The sequence below is a fragment of the Haloarcula rubra genome (assembly GCF_019599465.1).
GTDB lineage: Archaea > Halobacteriota > Halobacteria > Halobacteriales > Haloarculaceae > Haloarcula > Haloarcula rubra.
Genome location: NZ_RKLR01000002.1, coordinates 188,583 through 212,917, shown reverse-complemented (window position 1 = coordinate 212,917; position 24,335 = coordinate 188,583). Strand labels below are relative to the sequence as shown.

Below are 24,335 nucleotides of genomic sequence, written 5' to 3'. Positions count from 1 at the left end.
CTCCTCTCCCGTTTCCTCTCGTGACGCTCAGACGTGCTCTGACTGCTCTTCCAGCACGTCGGTCTCGTCCGTGTGGTCGCGTGACTCCTCGGCGATGTCCGTACCGAGGAGTGACGCCCACTCGTCGAGGTGTGCGCCCGTCTGTCCGTAGTCCCGGTGTGTCATGGTCGTACGCGATTCATCTCCGCGGTGTTATATAACGATTGTGCCGGGTTCGACCCGAAGAATGAGGGGTTACTCGCGGAACGACTCCGGGACCTGGATGGAGTAGCGCCCGTCCTCCTGCAACGCGACGATGTACTCCTCGCGGTCGTACAGTTCCATCAGGTTGAGTTCGTACTGGCCCGGTTCGAGGACCTTGATGGACTCGAACTGGTCGTTGAGTTCCTCGCGGAGTTCCTTGAGGTCCGGGCGCTCCGTCTCCTCGGGTTCCTCGGGCGGGTCCGGGTCGGCCCCGACGGGCCGGAAGCGATGTTCGCTCTCGGCGTCGGTCTGTGGCTCCTGTGGGAGTTCGTCCGGCGTCACCACGTCCGCGCGGGCGCTCGCCTGTGCGGCGTCCTCGGTATCCGTCCGCTGGGCCTCGACCTCCGGACGCGTCGCCGCCTCGTTCCGGTCTGTCTCGGGGGACGTCCCCTCGGCCCCGGTGGTTCCAGTGGAACTGCCGGCCCCGTGGTCGGCACCGACGCTCGGGTCGTCGCCCCCGTTACCGCCGACGATGTCACGGACCGTCGCCGCCGTCTTCCCGACGGTGCGGGCGACGGTGCTGTCGGCCCCCGGAGGCTCCGGGGGTTCCGGTGGCTCCGCGTCCGGGTCCGGCGGGTTCGAACTGTCGACGCCGTCGGGCCGGAACTGGAACTTGTTACCGCCACAGTCCGGACACCCCGACAGCATCTCCTTCGAGCCGTCGTCGAACGCGCGGCCGCAGTTCGTACACTGGTGTGGCATTATTTCCGGGAGACGAGCGCGCTGATGAGGGTTTCGTCCTTGTGGAGTGTCTCTATCTGGTTGGCAGGACCGATGACGGTCAGTTTCTTCGTCGACTCCTTGCCCATGATGCGGTCCAGGATGCTCTGGTCTGCCGTTTCCGATTTGGGGTAGGTCTCTATCTCGATGCCGTTGAACTCGTCGGGGCTTATCTCGGTCATCGTCACCTCGATGAGACGGGACTCCTCGTCGGGCGAGAGACCCTCTTCGAGGATGACGATGTTGCCGTCGCGCACCCCGTCGAGGATGATGCGTATCTTCTCCATCGAGGCGAGGCCGTCCATCCGTTCGCCGCTGATGAGGTCTATCTGCACGCCGTCGTCGGGGCCTTTTATCTCTGCCATGGTATCACCCGAAGTACTCCGCTATCTTGTCGTAGACCTCGTCCATGTTGTCGCCCTCCAGCGCGGAGAGCGGGATGGTCTCGTGTTGTGGGTAGGCGTTCCGAATCCGCTGGACCGACGACTCCTCCAGGTCTATCTTGTTGGCGAGAATCAACACCGGGAGGTCCTGACTCTCGATGATGCCGATGAGCATCGTGTTGACCTGCGTGAACGGGTCCGTCGCCGAGTCGAGGACGTAGATGACGCCGTCGACGTCCTCGCGAAGCCAGTGCATCGCTTCCGCCACCCCTTCGGTGGCTTCGCGGGAGCGACGGACCGCGTCGTCTTTCTCCATGTCGTGTTCCAGGAACTCGGTGTAGTCGACTTTCGTCGTCACACCCGGCGTGTCGACGATGTCGATGGTCACCTTCTTCCCGTCCCGTTCTATCTCGACGTTCTCCTTCCGGCGCGCGCGGCGCGTCTCGTGTGGCACGTGACTCTCCGGGCCGACGGCGTCGCCGGTCCAGTCGCGTGCGATACGGTTCGCGAGCGTCGTCTTACCGGCGTTCGGCGGACCGTATATCCCGATGCGCTTCGGGTCTTCTTCGGAGAACAGCGTCGATGCTGCCCGTGAAATGCTGTCTTTGAGGTTTGTTAGCAGTCCCATCCTATCCTCCCGCCGCCCGGACTTGCCGGTTTGGCGGCTTCTGCCCGTAGAAGAAAGGCGAATTCACTTAAGGCTACGTCAGACAAGCATAAAATCTTAGAGAGGTCTTGGAGAGCCGACTGAGCCGTCGTCGTGCTGAAACACAGGCGGCCGGCCGAGTGGAACGTCGAGGCGAGAGCTGACGACTCGGTTCGGCGTCGCGTGCGTTCGGATGCACGAGAAACCGAGGGCCTCACGCGGAGAAAGGGAACGAAGTCTCCGGGGCTACGGGGATCGGTGGCCGGTACACTGCCGAACGACCGAACCGAACGCGACGACCGAGCGTGCGAGCGGGTGAGGAGGACAGAGGGGAAACGGTGGGGAGGGTGTAGCCCCCCACCCCTTCGTTTCAGGTGGAACGACGAGCAGGCCCGGGGCGGACGGCGTCGAGACGGCACTCGACGGGAAGGAGTGGGGCGTCCGCTGTGAGCTAGACTAGCGTATTCGCGGACGAGAAGCGTCGAGACACTAGTCTAGAACAACTGTAGCACTCTAGTCACTTCTTTTTGTTTCCCGCGGGTTTGGTTTTTCTGTATATGTATTAAATCTTTCCTAGTCTAGAGCGTTCCCGTTCGCCCCCTCACCCCCCACCCCTGCTCGTTCCCCGCTCCACCTGAAACGAAGGGGTGGGGGGGGTCCACCGGAAATATCACTCTCTATTCACGTCGTCGGACAGTACCGTCGATATGCCCCACCTACTCACACTCACGTCCCCTCGCTCGTAGCCGACGGCCCTTGGCCGACCACCCCCTAGTTCGCCTGCAACCTTCGGTATCCACCAGTCTCGTCGACGAATTCGACGGTAATTCGTGCTTAAGTCGTGATTATCTCGGCGACTGACCCGCCTCGACCGCAGCAGCTCGCTTCGTGGAGGGGGACCTTTTCACGTGGACCCACGGCCACGATTCGACCGAAATGTTTAATATCGACTCACCCACGGGTTCATGTGGTTCAACTGGACGCACCCGAGAGCGTCGTCACTCGCCAGCGATAGCACAGACGTGGTCTTCACGTCCGCTCTTCGGGAGTATCCGTTGCTCTCCACTCGAAACAAGGGGGTTGCGCTCTCGACTATGACCGACTCACTCGACGACTCGGACGCCGGGCCCGACACATCGGAGGACTCGGAGTACGAACTCTCGTCCGACGACGCGGCCGACGACCAGTCCTCTCAGACACCGGACCTGGACGACGTCGTGCTCGACAACCTCGACACGGGGAGTAGCGACGACTCCGACGAGGCCTCTCGCGGCCTGTTCGACGACTTGCTCGAAGGTGAACCCATCTTCGAGAACAAGGAGGTACTGCGACCCTCCTACACGCCACACAAACTCCCGCACCGCGAAGAGCAGATAAACAACATGGCGACCATCCTCGTCACCGCCCTCCGCGGGGACACTCCGTCGAACATCCTCATCTACGGCAAGACGGGGACGGGGAAGACGGCCAGCGCGAAGTTCGTCAGCGAGGAACTGGAGACCACCTCCCAGAAGTACGAGGTGCCCTGCGAGGTCGAGTACATCAACTGCGAGGTGACCGACACCCAGTACCGCGTCCTCGCCCAGCTCGCGAACAAGTTCATCAACAAGAACGTCGACGTCATCGACGACCGGATCGAGACGCTCGAGGACACGCTGTCACGCGCACGCGAGGACGCCACCGCACTCGAAGGGACGGAGTTCGACAGCGTCGACGCGCTCGAAGCCGAAATCGACGCGCTCGAATCCGACAAGGACGACTTCGAGGAGGTTCCGATGACCGGGTGGCCGACCGACCGGGTGTACTCCTCCTTCTTCGACGCCGTCGACTACCACGAACGGGTCGTCGTCATCATGCTCGACGAGATAGACAAACTCGTCGAGAAGTCCGGCGACGACACCCTCTACAACCTCTCGCGGATGAACTCCGAACTGGAGAACTCCCGCGTCTCCATCATGGGCATCTCCAACGACCTGAAGTTCACCGACTTCCTCGACCCCCGCGTCAAGTCGAGTCTCGGCGAGGAGGAGATCGTCTTCCCGCCCTACGACGCCAACCAGTTGCGTGACATCCTACAGGCCCGTGCCGACGTCGCGTTCAAGGGGAGTGCGCTCTCCGACGACGTCATCCCCCTCTGTGCGGCCTTCGCCGCACAGGAACACGGGGACGCCCGCCGGGCACTCGACCTCCTCCGGACGGCCGGGGAACTGGCCGAACGCGACCAGACCGACCAGGTCGAGGAGGACCACGTCCGGCAGGCCCAGGAGAAGATAGAACTGGACCGGGTCGTCGAAGTCGTCCGCACCCTGCCGACCCAGTCGAAGATAGTCCTCTTCGCCATCATCCTCCTAGAGAAGAACGGCGTCCGCAACATCAACACCGGCGAGGTGTTCAACATCTACAAGAACCTCTGTGAGGAGATAGACGCCGACGTGTTGACCCAGCGCCGGGTCACGGACCTCATCTCCGAACTGGACATGCTGGGCATCGTCAACGCCGTCGTCGTCTCGAAGGGCCGTTACGGCCGGACGAAAGAGATCTCGCTGTCGGTCCCGACCGAAGAGACCGAAGCGGTGCTCCTCTCGGACTCGCGACTCGGCGACATCGACGACGTCCAACCGTTCGTACAGGCGCGCTTCGACAACTGACTGCGGGTGGCTACGCGCCGACGACAGTTCCGTTCTCCGCTGTGACCGACGTCCCGACCGTGGAGACGCGCGCGGCCTGATTCCAGCCGAGCCGAATCTCGCCGAGCAACGGCACGCGCCACTCGGCGGTACCGATGACCCACGTGGGCCTGACCGGGTCGCTGATGGGACTTGACCCCACCTGATCGTAGCGGCGGTTGTTGTCGCCTTTGGTGATGAACCCGTCGTGGGGCGCCGGACAGTTGGTGAGTTCCCGGCAGTTGTCCGCGACGCCGACGGCGGCGGGGTCGGCGCGGTCGTACCAGTTCTCGCCGTCTTCGACGTACAGCATCGCTCGGTGGATGATGGGTGTCGTCCCGTTGTCCCCGTCGGGCGCGTACACGATGACGTCGCCCGGTCGGCTGAACCGGACGTAGCGCTCGCCACGTGCGGCCGTGACGACGCCGTGCTCTGCGTTCGCTCCGGCGAACCGCTCCTCCTCCATGACGAAGACGAGGTCGCCCTTCTCGATGTGGGGGTCCATGCTGGGGCTCTCGATGGCGACGAGCGGGGGCCAGACGCCGCTGACGGCGAACAGCAACAGGCCGACCAGCAGGACGGCGCCGGCGCTCCCGACCATGTCGGTCACGTACACCAGTACACCAGCCCCGTCGTCGCTCGCCGACGGACGGTCGTCGCCGGACATGCTACCGGGACTACCGGGAGACGAACAATCAACGTTCCGTTGTGTGACCTACGCCCCCGTGGGCCGTGGACCGACCAGCAGGTGGCCGGACTGGAGTCGAAGCCACCCGAGGCCCGGAACGCGCAGTTCGGCCGTGCCCACGACCCACTCGGCACGGACGACCGTACTGGTCCCAGTCACCTGGTCGTAGGCGTCGTTGAAGTCCCCTTTCGTCACGAACCCGTCGTGCGGGGCGGGGCAGTTCCGGAGGTCGGCACAGCTATCGGCGGCACCGATAGCGTCGGGGTCGGCGCGGTCGTACCAGTTCTCCCCGTCCTCGACGTAGAACATCGCCCGGTGGATGACGGGGGTCCGCTGTGTGTCGCCGTCGGGTTCGAAGACGATGACGTCGCCGGGTTCGCGGAACATCACGTAGTTCGACTCGCTGCCCGTCTGAGCGGTGACCACGCCGTGCCGAGCGTCCGGGCCGGGAAACCGGTCTTCCGCCATGATGAACACCATGTCACCGGTGTCGATGTTCGGGGTCATGCTCCCGCTCTCGATGGCGACGAGCGGGGGCCAGACGCCGCTGACGGCGAACAGCAACAGGCCGACCAGCAGGACGGCGCCGACGCTCGTCCCGACGTCGCGAACGTACACCGAGACCGGGACGCCGTCGCTGTCGTCGCCGCTCCGGCCGCCGGCGTCGCTCGCAGGAGGGCCGCCGTCGGCCGACAAGTCGGGGTCCATCCGTACCTCGGCTTGTCAGCACCACGGCATCAATGTTGTGTCGCCCCGCGTCGTCTGCCGGTCCGCTACGTTTTTGCCTGCCGACGCGGAGTAGCTAACGTGCCGCTTTCGACGCCGGCCCGTATCGTCAGCGAACTCGCCAGCCGCGGCTACAACGCGGAACGCGACGCGGTGACGAAACTGGCCGACGCTCCGGACCCGGAGCGCGCTCTCGACCGCGCACTGGAAACGATGCCGGACGACGCGCTGAAACTCACGGCCGACCACGTCGACTCGGCGCTCGACCGTGGAGAATCGAGGGCCGACGCGACCGCCGGTGGTCGTCCGACGACCGACGGGACGACCGAGTCGAGCGCTACGGCAGACCCCCCTATTTCGACTGGAACAGACTCTCCCTCGTCGCCGGACACGGGCGGGGACGTTCCACCGGAAACGAGGGGGTCTCGCGACGTCGACCTCTCGAAGCGGGCCATCGAGGTCGCCAACGACATGACCGGCAACTCCACGGGAACCGGGGAGTACAGCGACTTCGTCTCGGTGTTCCGGGACCGCTACGAGAAACTCGCGAGCAAACTCCGGGGTCGCGTGAACCACCGCCCGACCGACGCCATCCAGAACATGACCGGCGGCAGCGAGGCCGCCCTCATCGGGATGGTGTCGGATATCCGCTCGACGGCCAGCGGGCACTGGCTCGTCGAACTCGAAGACACGAACGGGACGTTCCCCTGTCTCGTGATGAAAGACCGCCCCATCGCCGATCTGGTCCAGCAACTCCTGTTGGACGAGGTTATCGCCGTCGACGGGACGCTGGCCGACGACGCCGGCATCCTCTTCGTCGACTCGATGTACTTCCCGGACGTCCCGCGGACCCACTCGCCGTCGACGGCCGACCGCCACGTGCAGGCGGCGCTCATCTCCGACGTCCACGTCGGCAGTCAGGAGTTCATGGCCGACGCGTGGCACCGCTTTACGGACTGGCTCCACAGCCCCGAAGCCGAACACGTCGAGTACCTCCTCGTCGCGGGCGACATGGTCGAGGGCGTCGGCATCTACCCCGACCAGGACGAGGAACTGGACATCGTCGACATCTACGAGCAGTACGAGCGGTTCTCGGAGTACCTCAAGGAGGTCCCCGGCGACATGGAGATTCGGATGATTCCGGGCAACCACGACGCCGTCCGCCTCGCGGAACCGCAACCCGGTTTCGACGAGGAACTGCGGGACATCATGACCGCCCACGACGCGCAGGTCCACTCGAACCCCGCGCTCGTCACGGTGGAGGGCGTCACCGTCCTGATGTACCACGGCGTCTCGCTGGACGAGGTCATCGCCGAACTCCCCGACGAGGAGGCCAGTTACGAGGAACCCCACAAGGCGATGTACCAACTGCTGAAGAAGCGCCACGTCGCCCCGCAGTACGGCGGCCACACCCGACTGGCACCGGAGGACCGGGACTACCTCGTCATGGAGGAGGTGCCCGACGTCTTCCACACGGGTCACGTCCACAAACTCGGCTGGGGGAAGTACCACAACGTCCTCGCGCTGAACTCGGGGTGCTGGCAGGCCCAGACCGACTTCCAGAAGTCCGTCAACATCGACCCCGACGCCGGGTTCGCCCCGATTCTGGACCTCGACACGCTGGACATGACCGTTCGGAAGTTCGCCTGACGACCCTTTCCGTCGTCGGGTGACACCTCGCGGCGCTTCGTGCTGCTGTGGGCACCACTCGCGACCGCCCGGTTGTCAGTTGGTAGCCACGTAGGTATTAGAACGCCCCCCGTTTCCACTCGAACCTATTTGCCTCGGGCGGTCGAGGGCCCGCTATGGACGTCGTCGAGAACACCCTCGATACCTCGCTGGACGACTTTCTCGCTCGCCCGCTGTTCTGCTTCCTCGCGCAGTCGTCGGCGTCCGGGCCCCGCGTCTCGCCCCTGTGGTTCCACTGGGACGGCGAGGCGGTGTGGCTCGTCGCCATGGAGAACGGTCGCTCGTACCCCGAGCGAGTCCGAGAGTTCCCGGAGTCTGCCCTCGCAGTCGTGGACTTCGACCCGAACTCGGGGGGTGTCGAACACGTCGGGATGCGCGGGACGGCGACGCTAGAGCCGTTCGACGACGGGGTGGCCGGCCGGCTACTGGAGGCGTATCTCGGGCCCGACCGAGACGCGTGGGACGAGCGGTTCCGTGACCTCGACGACGACGGCTACGGCCTCGTTCGGTTCGACCCGGCGACGGTCGTCGCCCGCGACCAGTCGTACGCGGGTTCACTCGACCGCTGAGGACTCGGCGTCGGGCGTGGTGACGTCGCTGACCTCGAACCGAGCGCCGCCGGCGTCGCTCTCCCCGACAGCGACGGTCCAGCCGTGTGCGTCCGCGATGGTCTTGACGATGGCTACGCCGAACCCGGCGTCGTCTCCCGTCGCGGTCTCGAACAGCCTGTGGCGCTGGTGTTCGGGGATGCCGGGGCCGTCGTCGGCGACGTAGAAGCCGGCCTCGTCCGAGAGCGGCCCGACGGTGACGGTCACCGAGGGGGCGCTGTCGTCGGGTTGCGTCGGACTGTCGGTGGCGCCGTGTTCCCCGCCGTCTTCGTCGGCCTGCGAACCGGAATCCGTCGAACCGTGTTCGACGGCGTTCCGAAAGAGGTTCTCGAACACCTGTCGCAACCGTGTCTCGTCTGCGAGGAGCGTCCCGACGCCCGGTTCGACTTCGAGGGCGGCGGTGCCCGTCTCGGTCGTCTGCCACGCCGCCCGGGCGACCACTGCCACGTCGACGGCCACCGTCTCCCCGACTATCTTCCCCTCCCGGGCCAGCGTCAGGACGTTCTCGGCGAGTTCCTCGGCCCGTTCGATAGCATGGTGGGCCGCGTCGAGGTGTGTACTCTCCCCGTCCTCTCGAGCGAGTTCGACGTGGGCGGCGGCGATGCTCAGGGGGTTCCGGATGTCGTGGGTCACGACGCTCGCGAACTCTTCGAGCCGTTCGTTCTGGCGCTCCAGTTCCTCCCGATAGGCGGTTCGCTCGGTGACGTCGCGGAACACGGTGACGGTGCCGGCGAACGCCCCGTCGTCCAGCGGAAGCAGTCCGAGGTGGGTGTCGAACAGTCGCTTCTCACCCTCGGCCGTCTGGACGGGGACGGCGTCGATAGTCGCCGTCTCGGCGTCGGTGCGCGAACTCAGGAGTCGGCGGACGACGTCGTCGTACGCGTCGGATATCCACTCGGGGACGTACCCCTGTTCGATAACCCTCGTGTAATCCGTGCCCTCTATCTCTTCGGGCGTCGTCCCCATCGTGGTCGCGAAGACGTCGTTGACCCAGAGGAACGTCCCAGTCTCGTCGAGGACGTGAACACCTACGGGGACCGTCTCGACGATTCGCTCGTACAGTTCCAGTTCGGCCTTCCGTTCTTCTCGGTCAGTGACGTCCCGGGAGTTGATGACGATGGCTTCCAGTTCCGGGTCGTCGAGGCGGTTCCGGCCGATTGACTCGAGGGTGCGGTAGTCGCCGTCGGCCGTCCGGAACCGGTAGGTCACACGCCGCGTCTCACCGGCCGAACCCCGCAACGCGTCGAAGAAGTCGGCGATTCGGTCCCGGTCGTCCGGGTGGACCTTCTCTATCGGGTCCTCGCCGACGACGTCGGCAGGGTCGTATCCCAACGTGTCGGTGACCGAGTCGTTCACGTGGCTCAGATGGCCCGCCCGGTCGTACGTCGCGATGATGTCCGAGGAGTACTGGACCAGTTTCTCGTGGTGGTCCATCGACGCCGACCCGTCCCCCGTCTCGACGACCGCGGAGACGGCATCGGCGACGTCGCCGGCCGCCGATTCCGGGTCGTCTGCCGGGACGTACCGGTCGACGCCCGCCGCGACGGCCTCGGCGGCGACGGTTTCGTCACCGTCGAAGGCAACGAGGACGAACGGGTCGTCGCACGCGCCCCCGCTGTGACGCTCCAGCAGGTCCAGACCGCTCCCGTCCGGGAGGTCGACGCCACTGACGACGCAGTCGATGCCGTCGTGGAGGTGCCGTTCCGCCGCCGTCACCGAGTCCACGTCCCTGACAGTCGCCGCAGACGACGCTCGGAGTCGCTGGCCGACCTCGGCCTGTGACGGCGCCGAGACCAGGAGGACTGTCGTCTCCCGGGGGATAGTCATACCGTACGCATTGCACTACTGGGTGATAACTCTTTGATTTATCAGGGTGGTCGAACTGGGGCCGAACTGGTTCGGACCGGCGCGGGAATATCACCGGTATCTCGGATTCGGGGGGTGTCTCGCCGCCGTAGACGGAACTTAAGAGGGTAGCCCGTTACTACCCCAGTGTATGAGCGACGACGACCGCGGATTCGAGACAGACGCCCTCCACGTAGGGCAGGAAGAACCGGACGCTGAGGCCCGTGCCCGGGCACCACCGCTGTACCAGACAACCTCGTACGTCTTCGAAGACGCCGAGGACGCCGCGAAGCAGTTCGCCCTCGAAAAGCCGGGACACATCTACTCCCGGTTGATGAACCCCACCGTCGGGATGCTCCAGGAGCGACTGGCCGCACTCGAAGGCGGGGTCGGGGCCGTCGCCACCGCCTCGGGGATGGCGTCGCTGAACCTCGCCACGTTCCTCTTGGCCGACGTGGGCGACAACGTGGTCACCGCCTCCTCGCTGTACGGCGGCACCTACACGTACTACACCCACACTGCCCCCCGGAACGGCGTCGAGACGCGCTTCGTCGACACGCTGGACTACGACGCCTACGAGGAGGCCATCGACGAGAACACGGCCTACGTCCACTGCGAGACCATCGGCAACCCCGCGCTCGTGACGCCGGACTTCGAGCGCCTCGCGGACATCGCCCACGACAACGGCGTCCCCTTCTTCGTGGACAACACGTTCGCGACGCCGTACCTGTGCAACCCCATCGAACACGGCGCGGACCTCGTCTGGAACTCCACGACGAAGTGGATTCACGGCCACGGCACCACCGTCGGCGGCGTCCTCGTCGACGGCGGGTCGTTCCCGTGGGACGAGTACGAGGAGAAGTACCCCGAAATCGCCGGGGACAACCCGGCCTACCACGGCGTCAACTTCCGCGAGCGGTTCGGCGACGCCGCCTTCACCTACGCCGCTATCGCCCGCGGCCTGCGTGACCTTGGCTGTCAGCAGTCCCCCTTCGACGCCTGGCAGACCATGCAGGGCTTAGAGACCCTGCCGACGCGGATGGACCGCCACTGCGAGAACGCGATGGCCGTCGCGGAGTTCTTGGACGACCACCCCGAGGTGTCGTGGGTCACTTACCCCGGCCTCGAGGACCACGAGACCCACGACATGGCGACGAAGTACCTCGACGGCGGGTACGGCGGCATGATCACGTTCGGTCTCGCGGAGGGCTACGACGCCGCCCGGACCACCGTCGAGTCGACAGAAATCGCCAGCCTGCTGGCGAACGTCGGCGACGCGAAGACGCTGGTCATCCACCCCGCGTCCACGACTCACCAGCAGCTCACTGACGAGGAGAAGGACGCCGCCGGCGTCACCGACGACATGGTGCGTCTCTCGGTCGGGACGGAATCGGTCGACGACATCATCGGGGACCTCGACCAGGCCATCGCGCAGGCCACCGAGTAACGCCGAGCCGTTTTTTCCGCGTCGACGCCTCTTTCAGGGCACGCGACCCGTTTCCCGCCCGACGAGAACGGTAGGACGCCCGAACGTATTCGGTTCTCAATACTTGAGAACGGGACTCTCTCTTCAAGCCCTCTCCACACCGATTACTACCTGTAGAGGAAATCAATCATGTCTACCGACACCCGACACATCGACGTCGAACTGTTCGGCCGTAAGGCCGACTTCGCGTACTCCGAACACTGGATCGGCTACGCCATCCTGTCGCTCCGCCTCACGATGGGGTGGGTCCTGTTACAGGGCGGCCTCACGAAACTCGTCACGTACCTCGACGCCACCGCCGAGAACAACTGGACGGCGGCCGGTTACCTCGCCAACGCCATCCCCGAGGGCAACCCCTTCACCGGGATGTTCGCCTCGATGGCCGGGAGCCCGCTCGTCGACATGCTCGTGATGTGGGGGCTCACCCTGACCGGCATCGGCCTCATCGTCGGCGCGTTCGTCCGCTGGAACGCGTTCTGGGCCGCCGTCATGATGATGATGTTCTGGGCGGCGAGCCTTCAGGGCGGTCTCATGGCCGGCCTCCCGCTGGCCCACGGCTGGGTCATCGACGACCACGTCGTCTACGCGGCGCTCCTGTTCGGCCTCGGGGCCATCGGCGCCGGCCGCATCCTCGGCCTCGACGCCTACCTCGAACAGCTAGAGGTCGTGCAGAACAACGCGTGGCTCCGCGCCCTCCTCGGGTGACGCGCACGGGCCTGCCGCCGCTCGCCGGTCCGGCGACGGCGGTTCCGCCACCGAAGCAACATTTCAGTACACGGAGAGACAGATGGATACGACACTCTTGACGATGCTCGCGGTGCTCACGAGCGCCGTGGTCCTCGTCCTCGGCGGCGTGATTACCCACCTCGCCTACCGGGCGGCCCGCCGGAACGGGTCCCCGGTGATGCGCCGCTTCGCCGCCGGGTTCGGCCTCGTGACGCTGGGGCTCCTCCTGGGCGGCGGCGTCCACCAACTGCTCGGGTGGAGTTTCCTCGGCGGCGTCCTCCTCCAGCGGTCGGTCACCGCGCTCGGGTTCGGCCTGCTCGTCTACTCGCTGTACGGCCACGCGGACACGGAGACGGCGCGGGCCTGACTAGAGAATCTCCTTCTCCTCGAAGAGGTCCTGCAGTTCCGCCATCGTCGAGACGGTCACGTCACACGACGGGGCGACGGCCGGTTTCGGTTCGAACCCGACGGCCAGTCCCGCCACCTCCAGCATCGGCAGGTCGTTGGCGCCGTCGCCGACGGCGACGGTGCGGTCGCGGTCCTCGCCGACGATGGCCGTCGCCACCTCCAGCGCGTCGTCTTTCGTCCCCTCGACGAGCGGTCCCTCGACGGTGCCGGTGAGTTTCCCGTCCGCGACCGGCAGGCGGTTGGCGACGATGGCGTCGACTTCGACCCCCTCCTTCGCGAGTGCGGCCTCGACGCCGCGCTCGAAGCCGCCGGTGAGGATGGCGACGTAGTGGCCGGCCTCGCGTAGGGCAGCGATGACGTCGGCCGCGCCGGGGCGCAGTTCCACCTCGTCGAAGGCGGCCTGTGCCTGCTCGTCGGGCAGGTCTTCGAGCAGCGCACAGCGCTGGCGCAGGCTCTCGGCGTACTCGATTTCGTCGTTCATCGCTCGCTCGGTAATCGACGCCATGTCCTCGGCGGTGCCGTTCTGGTTGCCCAGCAGGACCGTCATCTCGGAGTCCGAGAGGGTGCCGTCGAAGTCGAAGGCGACTAGCATTGCCCGGGGATAGCAGAGCGGGGGTTTTCTATCCACCTCTTTCCGCCCGATGCGGTTCGACTGGCCGTTCGAGGCCGTTCCTCAGTCGGTTCGTCGTTCGGCTACGGCGACGAGGACGTACAGCAACCCGACGAGGCGGGTCCCCGAATACACCCAGCCTTTCCACTTGCAGTCGGCGGCGTCGGTGTACGCTAGCGCCGCGCCGTAGTCGACGTAGGCTTGCGGGGCGACCAGAGCGACGACGCCGACGAGGCCGAGGAGTCGCTTGAACGCCGAATACGAGGCGTCACTTCGTCACATCACGAATAGGATGGCGAGTCCTTCCGCTCGTGCCCCGGGCACGACCCACGACCGTAACTCGCACTCGTCTGGGTTGTCGAGTGCTATCCGTTCGGCCGCGCCGACGAGTGCTTCGGGAAACAGGAGTTCGACGATGCCGACGGCGGTGAGTGCGTTACGAATCATCGACAGTTCGACGTTGGTCGTCCGACGTGATGAACGACGCTGTCGTCCGAGTGTTCGTCGACTGTCACACCCACTGGCTCGTCGAACGGCAGGCCGGGGGTAACGAAACTGTCCTACGGCATCCGTGGCGGTTCACTGCTCAGGGCTTCGGCGGCGGCCCGTCGTAAGCGTCCATGTCCTGATAGAAGTTCAGCAGGGCGAACTTCAGTTTCTCGGGGCCGATGTCGACCATCTCGCGGCGTTCCTCGGGCGGGAAGGTGCCCCGGACCGCGTAGTCGCGCATGTCCATCTCGGCGTGTTCGGTGTAGCGCTTGTCGAGCAACACCCGCGAACCAAAGTCCTCGGGCGAGCGGACGACTCGACCGAGCGCCTGTCTCGTCTTGCGCACCGTCGGAATCTCGACGGCGTAGCGCCACCCGGCCTCGTCGGCGTCCTCGTCGCCGAACGCCGTCGCGTAGGCGTCCTGTACGGCCTCCATCCGGTCGTCGAGGTGGGGGTAGGGGACGCCGAGGACGACGACGGTGCGGGCGTCGTCGCCGTCGTAGCTCACCCCTTCGCCGAGGGTGCCCCACAGCGAGGTAAAGAGGACGGCGCCGTCGTCGTCGGTGAAGGCCTCGCGGAGGTCACGGGCCTGTTTCCCGGGTTCGTCCAGATACCGGGTGCCGCTGACGGCGACCATGTCGTGGTAGCGCTTCGCCTCGCTGTAGGACGGACAGAACACGAGGGTGTTGCCCGGCGTGAAGCGGACGACGTCTTCGAGGGTGCGAGCGATGGTCTGCTGTGTCTCTGGGTTGTCCCGTTCGCTCGAGAAGAGGGCGGGGCCGTCGACGGCGTAGGTCCGCCGGCGTTCCTCGGGGAACTGCGCGCCGTAGGCCATCGTCACCGGGTCGTCCACCCCGACGACGTCTTCGGTCACGTCGAACGGTCGCAGCGTCGCACTCATCAACACGGCCGCGTGCAGGTCGTCGAACAGGTCCCGGGTCACCTGCTCGGGGATGCAGGTGTACAGTTCGGCACGGCCGTAGACGTCGCCGCTGCCCTCGTCGCGGCGCACGCTCACCACGGGATACTGGCCGGCGGCGTCCGATTCGGCCAGCCAGTCCGAGAGGAAGGCGGCGGCCTGCAGGGTCTGACACTCCTTGCGCGTGTCGAGTTCCCCCTCTTTGAACTGCTCCTCGTACGTCGCGTCGAGTTCCCGACCCAGTTCGACGGCGTGGTCGACCTCCTCGTGGAAGCCGGGGCCGGTGTAGTGCTGGAAGAACGCGAGGGTGAGGTCGTCTTTCTTGTCGTCGTTGGCGACGGTGACGTCGTCCCAGTGCTCGTCGACGGCCTCCCGGTCGCCGAAGCCGAACGAGTCCTCGTACGTCTCGACGAGTGCGTCCCGGAAGGTTTCGAGGACGTTCGCGGCACCCTCCGCGCGGGCGTCGTCGCTCCCGTCGAGTTCGTCTAACGCTTGGTCCAGCGTGTTCTCGGTCAGGGTGCGCCGGGCGTGGTCGCGGGCCGCGGACTCGACGTTGTGGGCCTCGTCGAAGACGGCGACGACGTCCTCGGGTTCCCGGCCCAACCACCGGAAGAACTGCTCGCGGATGGTCGGGTCCAGCAGGTGGTGGTAGTTACACACCACGAGGTCGACGCCGTCCATCCCCTCCTTCAGCAGTTCGTAGCCACACATCCCCTGCTGTTCGGCGTACTCGTACACGTCGTCGGGCGTGCGCACGTCGTCGTAGAGCCACGCGTAGAAGTCGGTGGTGTCGACGGTGAGGTTCCGGTAGTAGTGGTCGCAGGTCGACCGTTCGCTCTCCAGTTCGTCGCGTTGCTCCTGTAAGTCCCGCAGTTCCTCGACGACGGCGCTACGGGCCTCCATGGCCTCGCTGTCGCCCGACTGGCCCGCTTCGAGCAGTTCCCCCTCGCGCCGTTCGAGGTCGGCGATGTCGCCCTCGACGTCGACCAGTTCGCGCGTCGTATCGCGAAGGGCCTGACACTCCTCGTAGTCGACGTCGATGTGACACATCGACCCCTTGCCGCGGAAGACGACCGCTCGCAGGTCCTCGTGGTCCGTGATGGCGCGGGCGTCCTCGACGAACTGGCGCATCTGCTGGTGGACGTTCGTCGTGATGACCACCGTCTTGTCCGTCTCGCGGGCGTGTTCCAGCGCCGGGACGAGCGAGGCCAGCGTCTTGCCGGTGCCACAGGCCCCCTCGAAGAGGACGTCTCGTCCGTCGTCGAGGGCGTCGTAGATGGTGCCCATCGCCTCGCGCTGGTGGTCGTACGGCTCCTCGTAGGGGAAAAAGCGGAGGTAGCCGTCGTCTGTCGTCGCCACGGGGGTCCGTTGGCCGTTCTCGGGCAAAAGGGTTCGCCCCAGTAGCTATCCCGCTCGCGCCCCTCTGGACACCCATGTGGCGGCCGGTGCTCCTCGTCGCGGTGGTCGCGCTCGCGGGCTGTTCGGGGCTGTTCGCGAGCGCCGATACGTCCTCGCCGGAGCGCCCGCTGACGCCCGCGCCGGTGCCGGAGACGACCACCGAGAACGTCACGCTCCCCCGCGAGAACGGGAGTGTCGACCTCGACCGAATTCTGGCCCGGCACGAGGCCGCGCTCGCCGAGCGGAGCTTCCACCGTCACGTCGAACGCGAGGGACCACAGAACACGCGGGACGTGTGGGTCGACCGAGAGCGCAGGATAACCCGCGTCCGGCGGACGTTCGGCCCGCTGACCGACGACGCCGTCGTCGCCGACGGGATGCTGTACCGCAGCGTCCGCGACGACCCCGACACGGACTACACCGCGACAGCCAGCGACGGGCAGATACCGTACGTCCCGTCGGCGTCGGGCGTCGCCAGACTTCGGGTGGTCCTCGACGCCGAGGGGTACGACCGCCTCGGAACGGTCCGGCGCGGCGGCCGCACGCTCGCCGTCGTCGGGTCCAACGACACGGGGGCCCCGGTCAGCGGCGCCGACCCGGACCCGGTCGTCGCGGTCCGGTCGCGCATCTACGTCGACCGGACGGGTATCGTCCGGTACGTCGACCACTGGATGCGACGGTCCAACGGCACGGTGTTCGTCCTCCGGTGGCAGGTCACGACCGGCATCGACCGCGTCCCGGTCCCGTGGTGGGCCGACGAAATCGGCCTGTACGGCTGACTCATGCCGTCTCGGGTTCGATGTACACTTTCCGGATGTCGCCGTTGAGCGCCTTCAGCGCGTCCTCGATAGCCGTGATCGCGTCGTCTATCTCCGCGGTGTCGAGGCCCTCGTCGAACACCACGTCGGCGGAGACGACCACGTCGTTCGGGCCGAAGTACACCGTCCGGAAGTCGACGATGTCGCTGACGTGTTCGTGGTCGGTGACGACGGCGCGGAGTTCTCGGCCCACGTCCGCCGGGAGGCTCTCGCCGAGGATGAGGCGTTTGTTCTCCCACGCGAGCGCCAGCGCGAAGCCCATCAGCATGATGCCGATGAGCACTGCCGATATCTGGTCGAACACCGGGTTGCCGGTCTGCTGTTCGAGGAACAGGCCGACCAGCGCGATGACGATGCCCGCCAGCGCGATGGTGTCCTCGGTCAGCGCCGTCAGCGTCGTCACGTCGCTGGTCTTGCGGAACGCCTCCCGATAACTGCCCCAGTCGTTGCGCTTCATCTGGCGCTGCATCTCGGCGCGGGCCTTGTACAGCGCCCACGTCTCGAAGACGAACGCGCCCAGCAGGACGGTGTAGTTGACCCACAGCGGGTCGAGCCACGCCGGCGGCGTGAAACTGATGAACAGGAACTCGACGGCACCGCCGGCGGCCTCTCCACCGTGACCGCCCGACGTGAGTTCGCTGTACCCGTGTTTCAGACTCTCCCACCCGGCGATGCCGAACAGGAAGACGGAGACCAGAAAGCTGTAGAAGAACTGTGCCTTGCCGTAGCCGAAGGGGTGCTCTCGGTTCGCCTCGCGCCCGGAGAACCGGATGCCGATGAGAAGGAACACCTGATTGCCGGTGTCGGAGACGCTGTGGTACGTCTCCGATAGCATCGCGGCGCTCCCGGTCAGGAGGAACCCGAAGAACTTCAGCACCGCGATGGCGCCGTTGGCGACGAGGGCGGCGAGGACGACTGATTTACTGCCTGCCATGCCCGGGCAGTCACGAGGCTGGGGGAAAGTGGTTCTGGATTTACGGCTGGAGACGCTATCCGGGGTATGCTCACTGTCGTCTCCGATACGCACGGTACCGACGGCCACCGACTCGACGGCCACACGCTCGACGCGGTCAGGGCCGCGGACCACGTCGTCCACGCCGGCGACTTCACCACCGAGTCGGTCCTCGACGCCGTCGCGGCCGAGGCGTCGGCGCTCACCGCCGTCTACGGGAACAACGACACGACGGCGGTCCGGGAGCGCCTCACCGACGTCGCGACGCTCTCGTGGGCGGGGCTGACGGTACTGGTCGTCCACGGCCACGACCACTCGGAGACGGCGCTGGGGCTGCTCGCCCGGCAGGAGGACGCCGACGTGGTGGTCGTGGGTCACTCCCACCGACCCGAAATCGGGGCCCTCGACGGCCGCCTCCTCGTCAACCCGGGGAGCTACGCCGACCCGAGACGCTACCGACCTGCCCACGCAGAACTGGAAGCGACCGACGGCGGGGTCCGCGTCAGCCTCCGGTCGCCGGATGGAGCGGTGTTCTCGACAGCGACCCGAGAACGGTGAGAGGGAGTGGGGAGTGCCGGCCGCGCCGTCGCGGGAATGCCAGATGGGAGTGTCAACTGCGGACCGTGGCGCGCCGAGCAGTTCGGCGCACGTGGTACGTTGCCACTACGCGATAAAGGACCTGTTGGAGAGTGAAACGCGGATTTGACACTTACTGACGGACGTACCAAGTGGCCCCGAGTACGGCGAGGACGAACGCCCCGCCGGCGAAGAAGGCGAGCCCCGGTGGTAGGCTCCCGAGCAGTTCCGCACCGCCCTGTGTCGCGGCGTCGGCCGTCTGTGTGGCCACCTCGCCGCCGTCCGCGACGCTCCCGTTCTCGATGTAGTAGTTCGGGTCGGGGTCGGCCGTGTCGGCACTGCCGCTTCGCACCGTGGGGCCGAACAGGGACCCGAACCCGCGCCCGAACACCTGCTGGACGAAGAGACTCGCCAGTCCGACGACGGCGAGGGCGCCCAGCAGGTTCGACAGCGCGGCCCGCAGGCCGGACGTCTCCTGCTCGTCGCCGGCACAGATGACCAGCGGTTGGTTCGCGGGCGCGAACACGTCCATCTCACGGCCCTTCTCGGAGTACGCGGTGTCGACGACTTCGACGGCACCGGCGTTCTCGAGTTTCTTGAGGTGGTACTGTGTGTTCTGGAGCGAGGTCCCCACCCTGTCGGCGAGTTCCGCGGGCGGCGCTGGCTCACGGTTGAGTGCCGCCAGCAACTCGCGGGCAGTCTCCGAGGAGAGCGCCGAGAGGACGTCGTCCGCGTCCTCGCTGTCGACCCCGATGACCCGGGGTTCCGCGTCGGGAATCGCCGGGTCCCGAGAGGGCAGCAACGACATGCGATATCGTATGTACTATGATGTTATGAGTCTTTGCCAAGGTAACACGTGCGTTGCACATATCGCTCAAAGACGGATTTCACTCTTCGAAATCGACCGTTTTGGGCGCGCTGCGTCGGGGTGGCGAAACCTCTTTGTCTCGTGCCTGTCAACCGCCGGGTATGCAGGATATCCTCATCTACGGACTGCTGGCCGCTGTGCTCGCGTTCTTCTTCTTCATGTACCTGATGCTCCGCCGGACCTTCCAAGGGTTCAGAGAGGGGTTCCAGCAGAGCAAAGAAAAGTAGCCGACGGCGAAAGTGGTTTGGGCCCGTCGCCGGACCTTCCCCTATGGACCCGCGCATCCGCGAACACGCAGAAGTCGTCGTCGACCACTCCATCGACCTGAGCGAGGGCGACGACGTCGTCATCGACGCCCACCCCGTCGCAGAGGACCTCGTCGTCGCGCTACACGAACTGGCCGCCGACCGCGGCGCGAACCCCCTCGTCGTGCAGGAGCGACTCGGCGAACGGTTCAACCGGGCGTTCCTCCGCAACCGCGACGAGTTCGAGACGCCCGGCCACATCGAAGCCCTCTACGAGGCGATGGACGCCTACATCGCCATCCGCGGCAACGCCAACGTCACCGAGGCCAGCGACGTCGACCCGGAGACCACCGCCGCCTACCAGCAGGCTCAGCAACCCCTCCTCGAAGAACGTCTCTCGAAGACGTGGTGTCTCACCCAGTACCCCGCGCCGGCCAACGCGCAACTGGCCCAGATGTCCACCGAGGGTTACGAGAACTTCGTCTGGGACGCCGTCAACAAGGACTGGGACGCCGTGCGCGAACACCAGTCCCAGATGGTCGAGATTCTCGACCCGGCCGACGAGGTGCGTATCGTCTCCGGTGACACCACCGACGTGACGATGTCCGTCGCTGGCAACGTGACGCTCAACGACTACGGCGAGAAGAACCTCCCCGGCGGCGAGGTGTTCACCGCGCCCGTCCCCGACAGCGTCGAGGGCGAGGTGCTGTTCGACAAACCGCTGTACCACCAAGGTCGGGAGGTCACCGACGTCTTCCTCCGGTTCGAGGACGGCGAAGTCGTCGACCACAGCGCCGAGAAGAACGAGGACCTGCTGACCGAAGTCTTAGAGACCGACGAGGGCGCGAGTCGCCTCGGCGAACTCGGCATCGGGATGAACCGCGACATCGACCGGTTCACCTACAACATGCTGTTCGACGAGAAGATGGGCGACACCGTCCACATGGCCGTCGGCCGCGCCTACGACGAGACGGTCGGCGAGGGCAACGAGCAGAACGACTCGGCGGTCCACGTCGACATGATAGTGGACATGAGCGAGGACTCCCGTATCGAGGTGGACGGCGAGGTGGTCCAGCGGGATGGGACGTTCAAGTTCGAAGAGGGCTTCGAGGCGTAGAGAGAGCGTACAGGTCGTCTCACACCGCACCGAGCGAAGCGAGGTGCGGCCTTTTTCAGTCGCCCTTCTCTAGCCGCGCCACGTACAGCGCTCCCTCACGTTCCACCTCGGCGACCGACCACACGGTGTCGGCCACCAGTTCGCGCATCGTCTCCGGCGCGACGTGGAGGTAGTCGTGCCACACGCCGGTGTACCGGCGGTAGCGGGTCCGGATGCGGAGGCGACCGGGGAGCCACCCGCGCTCGCGGTTGCGCTCGTGGTAGTCCAGATGTGCGGGGTCGTCGGTATCGAGAGGGTCGAGACTCGACGCGACGAGCGTGGCGTCGTGGGTCGTCGCGTCGGCCAGCGCCCCGAGAACCGTCGGCGCTCGGTCGGCACTCCCGACCAGCCCGAAGTTGTTGCCCAGCATGAGTGCGGTGTCGAACTGCTCGTCGAGGCCGTCGGCGTCGGCGACGTCGCACTCGCGGACGTCTGCGACCCCTCGGTCGCGAGCGACCGCCATCGCGCCCGGCGACAGGTCGATGCCCGTCACGTCGTGGCCGCGACGCTGGAGTTCCAGCGCGTGCCGGCCGGGGCCACAGCCCACGTCGAGGACACGCCCCTCCGCCCACGCCAGGGCGGTGTGTTCCCGTCCGTCCCACTCCTCGGGCGGCGAGAAGTACACTTCGGGGCCAGCGGGGCAATCGACGAACCCGTCGTCGCGCTCGACCACCTCGAAGGCGTCGCCGTGGTCGTGGTAGTCCCGACACATCGCACCGAACGCGTCGGTTTCGGGGAGGTCTGCCATGATTCCCTGCCCGTCCGGGCCGTAGAAAAGTGTTTCTCGGGCACGAGAGGACGTAGCAAGCTTCCCACCGGCGATTCTGTCGGCTCCGACTGGACAGGAAGCTTATGTCGCGCGGTGGGGTAGTGTCACTCATGAGTGACCAACGCTCCCTGCTGGTGCGGGCGGTGTGGTTCCTGCTGGTCGGGTGGTGGCTGACCGGCGTGTGGCTCTCGATAGCGTGGCTGCTTAACGTCACGATAATCGGCATTCCGTTGGGCATCAAGATGATAAACCGGGTGCCGCTGGTGCTGTCGCTGAAACGGCGGGGGACGCTGGTCGAGGAGAGCGACGGCGGCAGTCAGCACTCCCTACTGGTGCGGGCGGTGTGGTTCCTGCTGGTCGGGTGGTGGGCGAGCGGTATCTGGACGGGCGTCGCGTACGCGCTGACGCTGACTGTCGTCGGCATCCCGCTGGCCGTCTGGATGTACAACCAACTCCCGTACGTCGTCTCGCTGTACAACTACTGACGGCGCCGAAGGCTTCTCGTCGCTCCAGCACCATGTGGGTGTATGGCAATCGGCCAGCTAGAGCTGGCGTTCCGGGTGGCGTCGGGGCTGTTCGTCATCGTCGCCCCGACGGTGATGTTTCTGGCCCTGTGGCGCGGCTTGGAGGCGATGCGAGACGACGAACTCATCGAACGCGCCCAACAGCGTGCCGAGGCGATGGAGCAGTCGGGGTCGGAGTGGAGCGTCGACGCGACCGCGGTCACGGCGGCGGTGACGAGCGGCGACCCGGTGCCCGACGAGATGGTCGCCTGCCCGAGTTGCGGGACGGCGAACCGTGCGGGCGTGACCTACTGCCAGCAGTGTCTGCACGAACTCGACGACTGACTCAGTTCCACCGCAACTCGTCCTCGCCGACGGTCACGAGGAGCGTCGGGGACCGTCGGTCGACGGTGCAGTCGCGCCCCCGTTCGATGGCGTAGGTCGTCGACTCGGTCCGGTTCACGTCCACCGGGATACCGGCCTCGACGTCGAACTGACGCGTGACCCCGCCCGCGATGGTGTCGTCGCGGCTGTAGTCGACGTCTCGGTAGGAGAGCCAGACGTCCCGGCGGGGCACGTCGTCGACGCCGACCAGACACCCCTGCAGTCGCGGGAGCGACATGGCACGCGTGAACACGAACTCGTTGGTGACGGTCAGCGTCCCGACGCGTGCCTGTCGCTCGACGTACTCCGGTCGCGGGTCGGTCGTCGGCGCGTCGACGGTGACCGACTGCGCGGTCTGCAACTCGTAGCTGACGCCGCCACCGACGGCGTCGACGCCGACGAGGACAGTACTGAGGAGTACTAGTCCGACCACGACGCCGGTAGCGGTCCGGACGGGGAGCCGCAGGTCCCGCTCTCGGAGTGCGTATCCGAGCGCGACGAACAGTGCCGCCGACAGTGCGAGCAACAGGAACGTCCCCGTCTCGCCGGGGCCGTACCGCAGGACGACGTACCCGACGAAGACGACGTAGGAGACGCCGGAGAGGGCGAAGGCCACCACGTCCAACACGTCGCGCTGGACGGTGACGCCGGCGACGAAGAAGACGACGAACGCCGCGAACAGCAGGGCGGCTTTCACCGTAATCGAGAGGCCGAACACCACGTCGCGGACGAAGTAGACGAACGCCGCCGCGGCGAACACCACGCCGAGCGCGTACAGTAGTTTGCCGCTGTCGATGTCGAAGTTCATGGAGGGCAACGAGTAGACACACTCGGATCACCGGCATGAATCTTGGTCGGCGTCGGGCCTGTCGGCGCAGTTCAGTCGTCGTTCTCGGCCCGTACGACGACCCGTCCCGGTTCGGCCATGTACGGGTGACCGTATCCGCAGTAGACCGTACACGCGAAGCCGAACGACCCGGTCGTGTCGACGACGAACCCCATCTCTGCGGGCACCGTCGAGTGGTGCCAGAGGTACGTCGTCGGGGCGAGCGTCCCGGCGAACGCCGGCCCCCAACACCCGCCGGGCCCCATCGGCCCCTGTCCCGGCCCGTAGGGACCTCCACCCGGCCCGTATCCGCCACCCGGACCCTGGCCGCCACCGGGGCCGTGTGGCCCGTGATGGCCGCCCCACGGACCGCTTCCGGGGCCGTAGGGCCCGCCACCCGGGCCCTGTGGTCCTTGCCCGGGTTCACCCTGTCCCCGCCCGCCGGTCCGCAGGAACTCGTCCGAGACGATGGCGAGACTGTGGTCGGGATAGGCCGCTTCGGCGGCCTCGTGCAGGGCCTCCAGCGACGTGCCCCGAGGAACCGGAATCACCTGTTCGTTCCGCCGCGCTCGCTGTTCGGAACTCGGGACGCCCGCCCGGACGGCCCGTGGCAGTTCGGCCACGGCGTCGTCGGCCTCCACGTTGAACAGCGTCAGACGGAGTTCGTCGCCGGGCGACAGCGTCAGTCGGTCCACCTCCGTGCCGTCGGCGTCCAGCAGGAAGTACCCCCAGTGGTACGACCCGACGAAGGCCCGGACCGTCTCGCCGGTTCGGTCCGTCCCGTCGTCGTCGGCACCGGCGTCGGTCGGCGACTCCTGTTGGTTCGCTGCCCCCGTGGCGCTCTCCCGAGTCGTCGGTAACAACCCCGAACACCCGGCGAGCGACGTGCCGGCCGCGAGCGCCAGCATCTCCCGTCGCGTAATCGTGGGATACTGTGTACCCATACCTCTCCAGTCGAGAGGGTACCGGATTGCTATACTCACCTTAC

Annotated in this window: 27 protein-coding genes; 12 read left to right on the top strand and 15 right to left on the bottom strand. The window is 66.4% G+C overall.

Annotated elements, in window-relative coordinates; translation table 11 throughout:
• Positions 1-27 precede the first annotated feature (27 nt).
• The 4 genes from EGH21_RS05780 to EGH21_RS05765 all read right to left on the bottom strand — a co-directional run bounded on the left by EGH21_RS05780 (position 28) and on the right by EGH21_RS05765 (position 1,974).
• The gene (locus EGH21_RS05780) at positions 28-165 is read right to left on the bottom strand and encodes a hypothetical protein (protein ID WP_220617528.1); all 138 of its coding nucleotides are present in this window, start codon (positions 163-165) and stop codon (positions 28-30) included.
• A gap of 69 nt (positions 166-234) precedes the next feature.
• Positions 235-945: an OapC/ArvC family zinc-ribbon domain-containing protein gene (locus EGH21_RS05775; RefSeq protein WP_220617527.1), complete on the bottom strand. Its 711-nt coding sequence runs from the start codon at positions 943-945 to the stop codon at positions 235-237.
• Positions 945-1,328 (bottom strand): DUF2073 domain-containing protein, encoded by a 384-nt coding sequence (locus tag EGH21_RS05770; RefSeq protein WP_166967293.1) that lies wholly within the window; start codon positions 1,326-1,328, stop codon positions 945-947. The genes EGH21_RS05775 and EGH21_RS05770 overlap by 1 nt, the downstream gene beginning before the upstream one ends.
• 4 nt (positions 1,329-1,332) lie before the next feature.
• Entirely contained in the window at positions 1,333-1,974 is a 642-nt protein-coding gene (locus tag EGH21_RS05765; RefSeq protein WP_004590329.1) for an Era-like GTP-binding protein, read from the bottom strand.
• 1,112 nt (positions 1,975-3,086) lie between these two features.
• On the opposite strand from EGH21_RS05765, the gene EGH21_RS05760 reads away from it, so the two are divergent.
• Positions 3,087-4,640 (top strand): Cdc6/Cdc18 family protein, encoded by a 1,554-nt coding sequence (locus EGH21_RS05760; RefSeq protein WP_220617526.1) that lies wholly within the window; start codon positions 3,087-3,089, stop codon positions 4,638-4,640.
• Positions 4,641-4,650: 10 nt separating this feature from the next.
• Here the strand turns inward: EGH21_RS05760 and EGH21_RS05755 are convergent, their stop codons facing one another.
• Together EGH21_RS05755 and EGH21_RS05750 are read right to left on the bottom strand one after the other, a co-directional pair.
• On the bottom strand, positions 4,651-5,325 hold the full coding sequence (locus tag EGH21_RS05755) for a S26 family signal peptidase (RefSeq protein WP_236035432.1): 675 nt from the start codon (positions 5,323-5,325) through the stop codon (positions 4,651-4,653).
• Between the two features lie 48 nt (positions 5,326-5,373).
• Positions 5,374-6,054: a S26 family signal peptidase gene (locus tag EGH21_RS05750; RefSeq protein ID WP_236035431.1), complete on the bottom strand. Its 681-nt coding sequence runs from the start codon at positions 6,052-6,054 to the stop codon at positions 5,374-5,376.
• A gap of 99 nt (positions 6,055-6,153) precedes the next feature.
• On the opposite strand from EGH21_RS05750, the gene EGH21_RS05745 reads away from it, so the two are divergent.
• Complete coding sequence (locus tag EGH21_RS05745) at positions 6,154-7,722, top strand: DNA-directed DNA polymerase II small subunit (RefSeq protein ID WP_220617525.1); 1,569 nt, start codon at positions 6,154-6,156, stop codon at positions 7,720-7,722.
• 155 nt (positions 7,723-7,877) lie between these two features.
• Positions 7,878-8,330, top strand: coding sequence for a pyridoxamine 5'-phosphate oxidase family protein (locus EGH21_RS05740; protein WP_220617524.1), 453 nt, complete (start codon positions 7,878-7,880; stop codon positions 8,328-8,330).
• Here the strand turns inward: EGH21_RS05740 and EGH21_RS05735 are convergent.
• Entirely contained in the window at positions 8,316-10,196 is a 1,881-nt protein-coding gene (locus EGH21_RS05735; protein ID WP_220617523.1) for a PAS domain S-box protein, read from the bottom strand. The two genes, EGH21_RS05740 and EGH21_RS05735, sit on opposite strands and share 15 nt — an antisense overlap.
• A 169-nt stretch (positions 10,197-10,365) precedes the next feature.
• Here EGH21_RS05735 and EGH21_RS05730 point away from each other — a divergent pair, with 169 nt between their 5' ends.
• The 3 genes from EGH21_RS05730 to EGH21_RS05720 all read left to right on the top strand — a co-directional run bounded on the left by EGH21_RS05730 (position 10,366) and on the right by EGH21_RS05720 (position 12,793).
• Positions 10,366-11,661: an O-acetylhomoserine aminocarboxypropyltransferase/cysteine synthase family protein gene (locus EGH21_RS05730; RefSeq protein ID WP_220617522.1), complete on the top strand. Its 1,296-nt coding sequence runs from the start codon at positions 10,366-10,368 to the stop codon at positions 11,659-11,661.
• A 168-nt stretch (positions 11,662-11,829) separates the two neighbouring features.
• Entirely contained in the window at positions 11,830-12,405 is a 576-nt protein-coding gene (locus EGH21_RS05725; RefSeq protein ID WP_220617521.1) for a DoxX family membrane protein, read from the top strand.
• A gap of 82 nt (positions 12,406-12,487) precedes the next feature.
• Positions 12,488-12,793 carry a DUF7521 family protein gene (locus tag EGH21_RS05720; RefSeq protein ID WP_220617520.1) on the top strand — a complete coding sequence of 102 codons (306 nt, stop codon included), beginning with the start codon at positions 12,488-12,490 and terminating at the stop codon, positions 12,791-12,793.
• Here the strand turns inward: EGH21_RS05720 and serB are convergent, their stop codons facing one another.
• From serB to EGH21_RS05705, 3 genes are all read right to left on the bottom strand, one after another.
• On the bottom strand, positions 12,794-13,426 hold the full coding sequence (gene serB / locus EGH21_RS05715) for a phosphoserine phosphatase SerB (protein WP_220617519.1): 633 nt from the start codon (positions 13,424-13,426) through the stop codon (positions 12,794-12,796).
• Positions 13,427-13,720: 294 nt separating this feature from the next.
• Positions 13,721-13,891, bottom strand: coding sequence for a hypothetical protein (locus tag EGH21_RS24035; RefSeq protein WP_236035430.1), 171 nt, complete (start codon positions 13,889-13,891; stop codon positions 13,721-13,723).
• 139 nt (positions 13,892-14,030) lie between these two features.
• On the bottom strand, positions 14,031-16,211 hold the full coding sequence (locus EGH21_RS05705) for an ATP-dependent DNA helicase (protein ID WP_220617518.1): 2,181 nt from the start codon (positions 16,209-16,211) through the stop codon (positions 14,031-14,033).
• Between the two features lie 74 nt (positions 16,212-16,285).
• Here EGH21_RS05705 and EGH21_RS05700 point away from each other — a divergent pair, with 74 nt between their 5' ends.
• Positions 16,286-17,029 (top strand): hypothetical protein, encoded by a 744-nt coding sequence (locus tag EGH21_RS05700; protein ID WP_220617517.1) that lies wholly within the window; start codon positions 16,286-16,288, stop codon positions 17,027-17,029.
• 1 nt (position 17,030) lies between these two features.
• Here EGH21_RS05700 and EGH21_RS05695 read toward each other — a convergent pair whose 3' ends face one another.
• Positions 17,031-18,002: a cation diffusion facilitator family transporter gene (locus EGH21_RS05695; RefSeq protein ID WP_220617516.1), complete on the bottom strand. Its 972-nt coding sequence runs from the start codon at positions 18,000-18,002 to the stop codon at positions 17,031-17,033.
• Positions 18,003-18,068: 66 nt separating this feature from the next.
• Here EGH21_RS05695 and EGH21_RS05690 point away from each other — a divergent pair, with 66 nt between their 5' ends.
• Complete coding sequence (locus EGH21_RS05690) at positions 18,069-18,578, top strand: metallophosphoesterase (RefSeq protein WP_220617515.1); 510 nt, start codon at positions 18,069-18,071, stop codon at positions 18,576-18,578.
• Positions 18,579-18,729: 151 nt separating this feature from the next.
• Here the strand turns inward: EGH21_RS05690 and EGH21_RS05685 are convergent, their stop codons facing one another.
• The gene (locus EGH21_RS05685) at positions 18,730-19,404 is read right to left on the bottom strand and encodes an ArsR/SmtB family transcription factor (RefSeq protein WP_220617514.1); all 675 of its coding nucleotides are present in this window, start codon (positions 19,402-19,404) and stop codon (positions 18,730-18,732) included.
• 161 nt (positions 19,405-19,565) lie between these two features.
• Here EGH21_RS05685 and EGH21_RS24380 point away from each other — a divergent pair, with 161 nt between their 5' ends.
• Together EGH21_RS24380 and EGH21_RS05680 are read left to right on the top strand one after the other, a co-directional pair.
• Positions 19,566-19,691, top strand: a complete 126-nt coding sequence (locus EGH21_RS24380; RefSeq protein ID WP_268899046.1) for a DUF7859 family protein — start codon at positions 19,566-19,568, stop codon at positions 19,689-19,691.
• A gap of 43 nt (positions 19,692-19,734) precedes the next feature.
• The gene (locus EGH21_RS05680; RefSeq protein WP_220617513.1) at positions 19,735-20,826 is read left to right on the top strand and encodes an aminopeptidase; all 1,092 of its coding nucleotides are present in this window, start codon (positions 19,735-19,737) and stop codon (positions 20,824-20,826) included.
• Positions 20,827-20,881: 55 nt separating this feature from the next.
• Here the strand turns inward: EGH21_RS05680 and EGH21_RS05675 are convergent, their stop codons facing one another.
• A complete protein-coding gene (locus EGH21_RS05675; protein ID WP_220617512.1) occupies positions 20,882-21,613 on the bottom strand; it encodes a class I SAM-dependent methyltransferase in 732 nt (243 codons plus the stop codon).
• A 131-nt stretch (positions 21,614-21,744) separates the two neighbouring features.
• Here EGH21_RS05675 and EGH21_RS05670 point away from each other — a divergent pair, with 131 nt between their 5' ends.
• A complete protein-coding gene (locus EGH21_RS05670) occupies positions 21,745-22,119 on the top strand; it encodes a YccF domain-containing protein (RefSeq protein ID WP_220617511.1) in 375 nt (124 codons plus the stop codon).
• A gap of 42 nt (positions 22,120-22,161) precedes the next feature.
• On the top strand, positions 22,162-22,482 hold the full coding sequence (locus EGH21_RS05665; protein WP_220617510.1) for a DUF7577 domain-containing protein: 321 nt from the start codon (positions 22,162-22,164) through the stop codon (positions 22,480-22,482).
• A 1-nt stretch (position 22,483) separates the two neighbouring features.
• Here EGH21_RS05665 and EGH21_RS05660 read toward each other — a convergent pair whose 3' ends face one another.
• Complete coding sequence (locus EGH21_RS05660; protein WP_220617509.1) at positions 22,484-23,329, bottom strand: DUF1109 domain-containing protein; 846 nt, start codon at positions 23,327-23,329, stop codon at positions 22,484-22,486.
• Between the two features lie 71 nt (positions 23,330-23,400).
• Positions 23,401-24,291 carry a cupredoxin domain-containing protein gene (locus EGH21_RS05655; protein WP_220617508.1) on the bottom strand — a complete coding sequence of 297 codons (891 nt, stop codon included), beginning with the start codon at positions 24,289-24,291 and terminating at the stop codon, positions 23,401-23,403.
• Between the last annotated feature and the right edge of the window lie 44 nt (positions 24,292-24,335).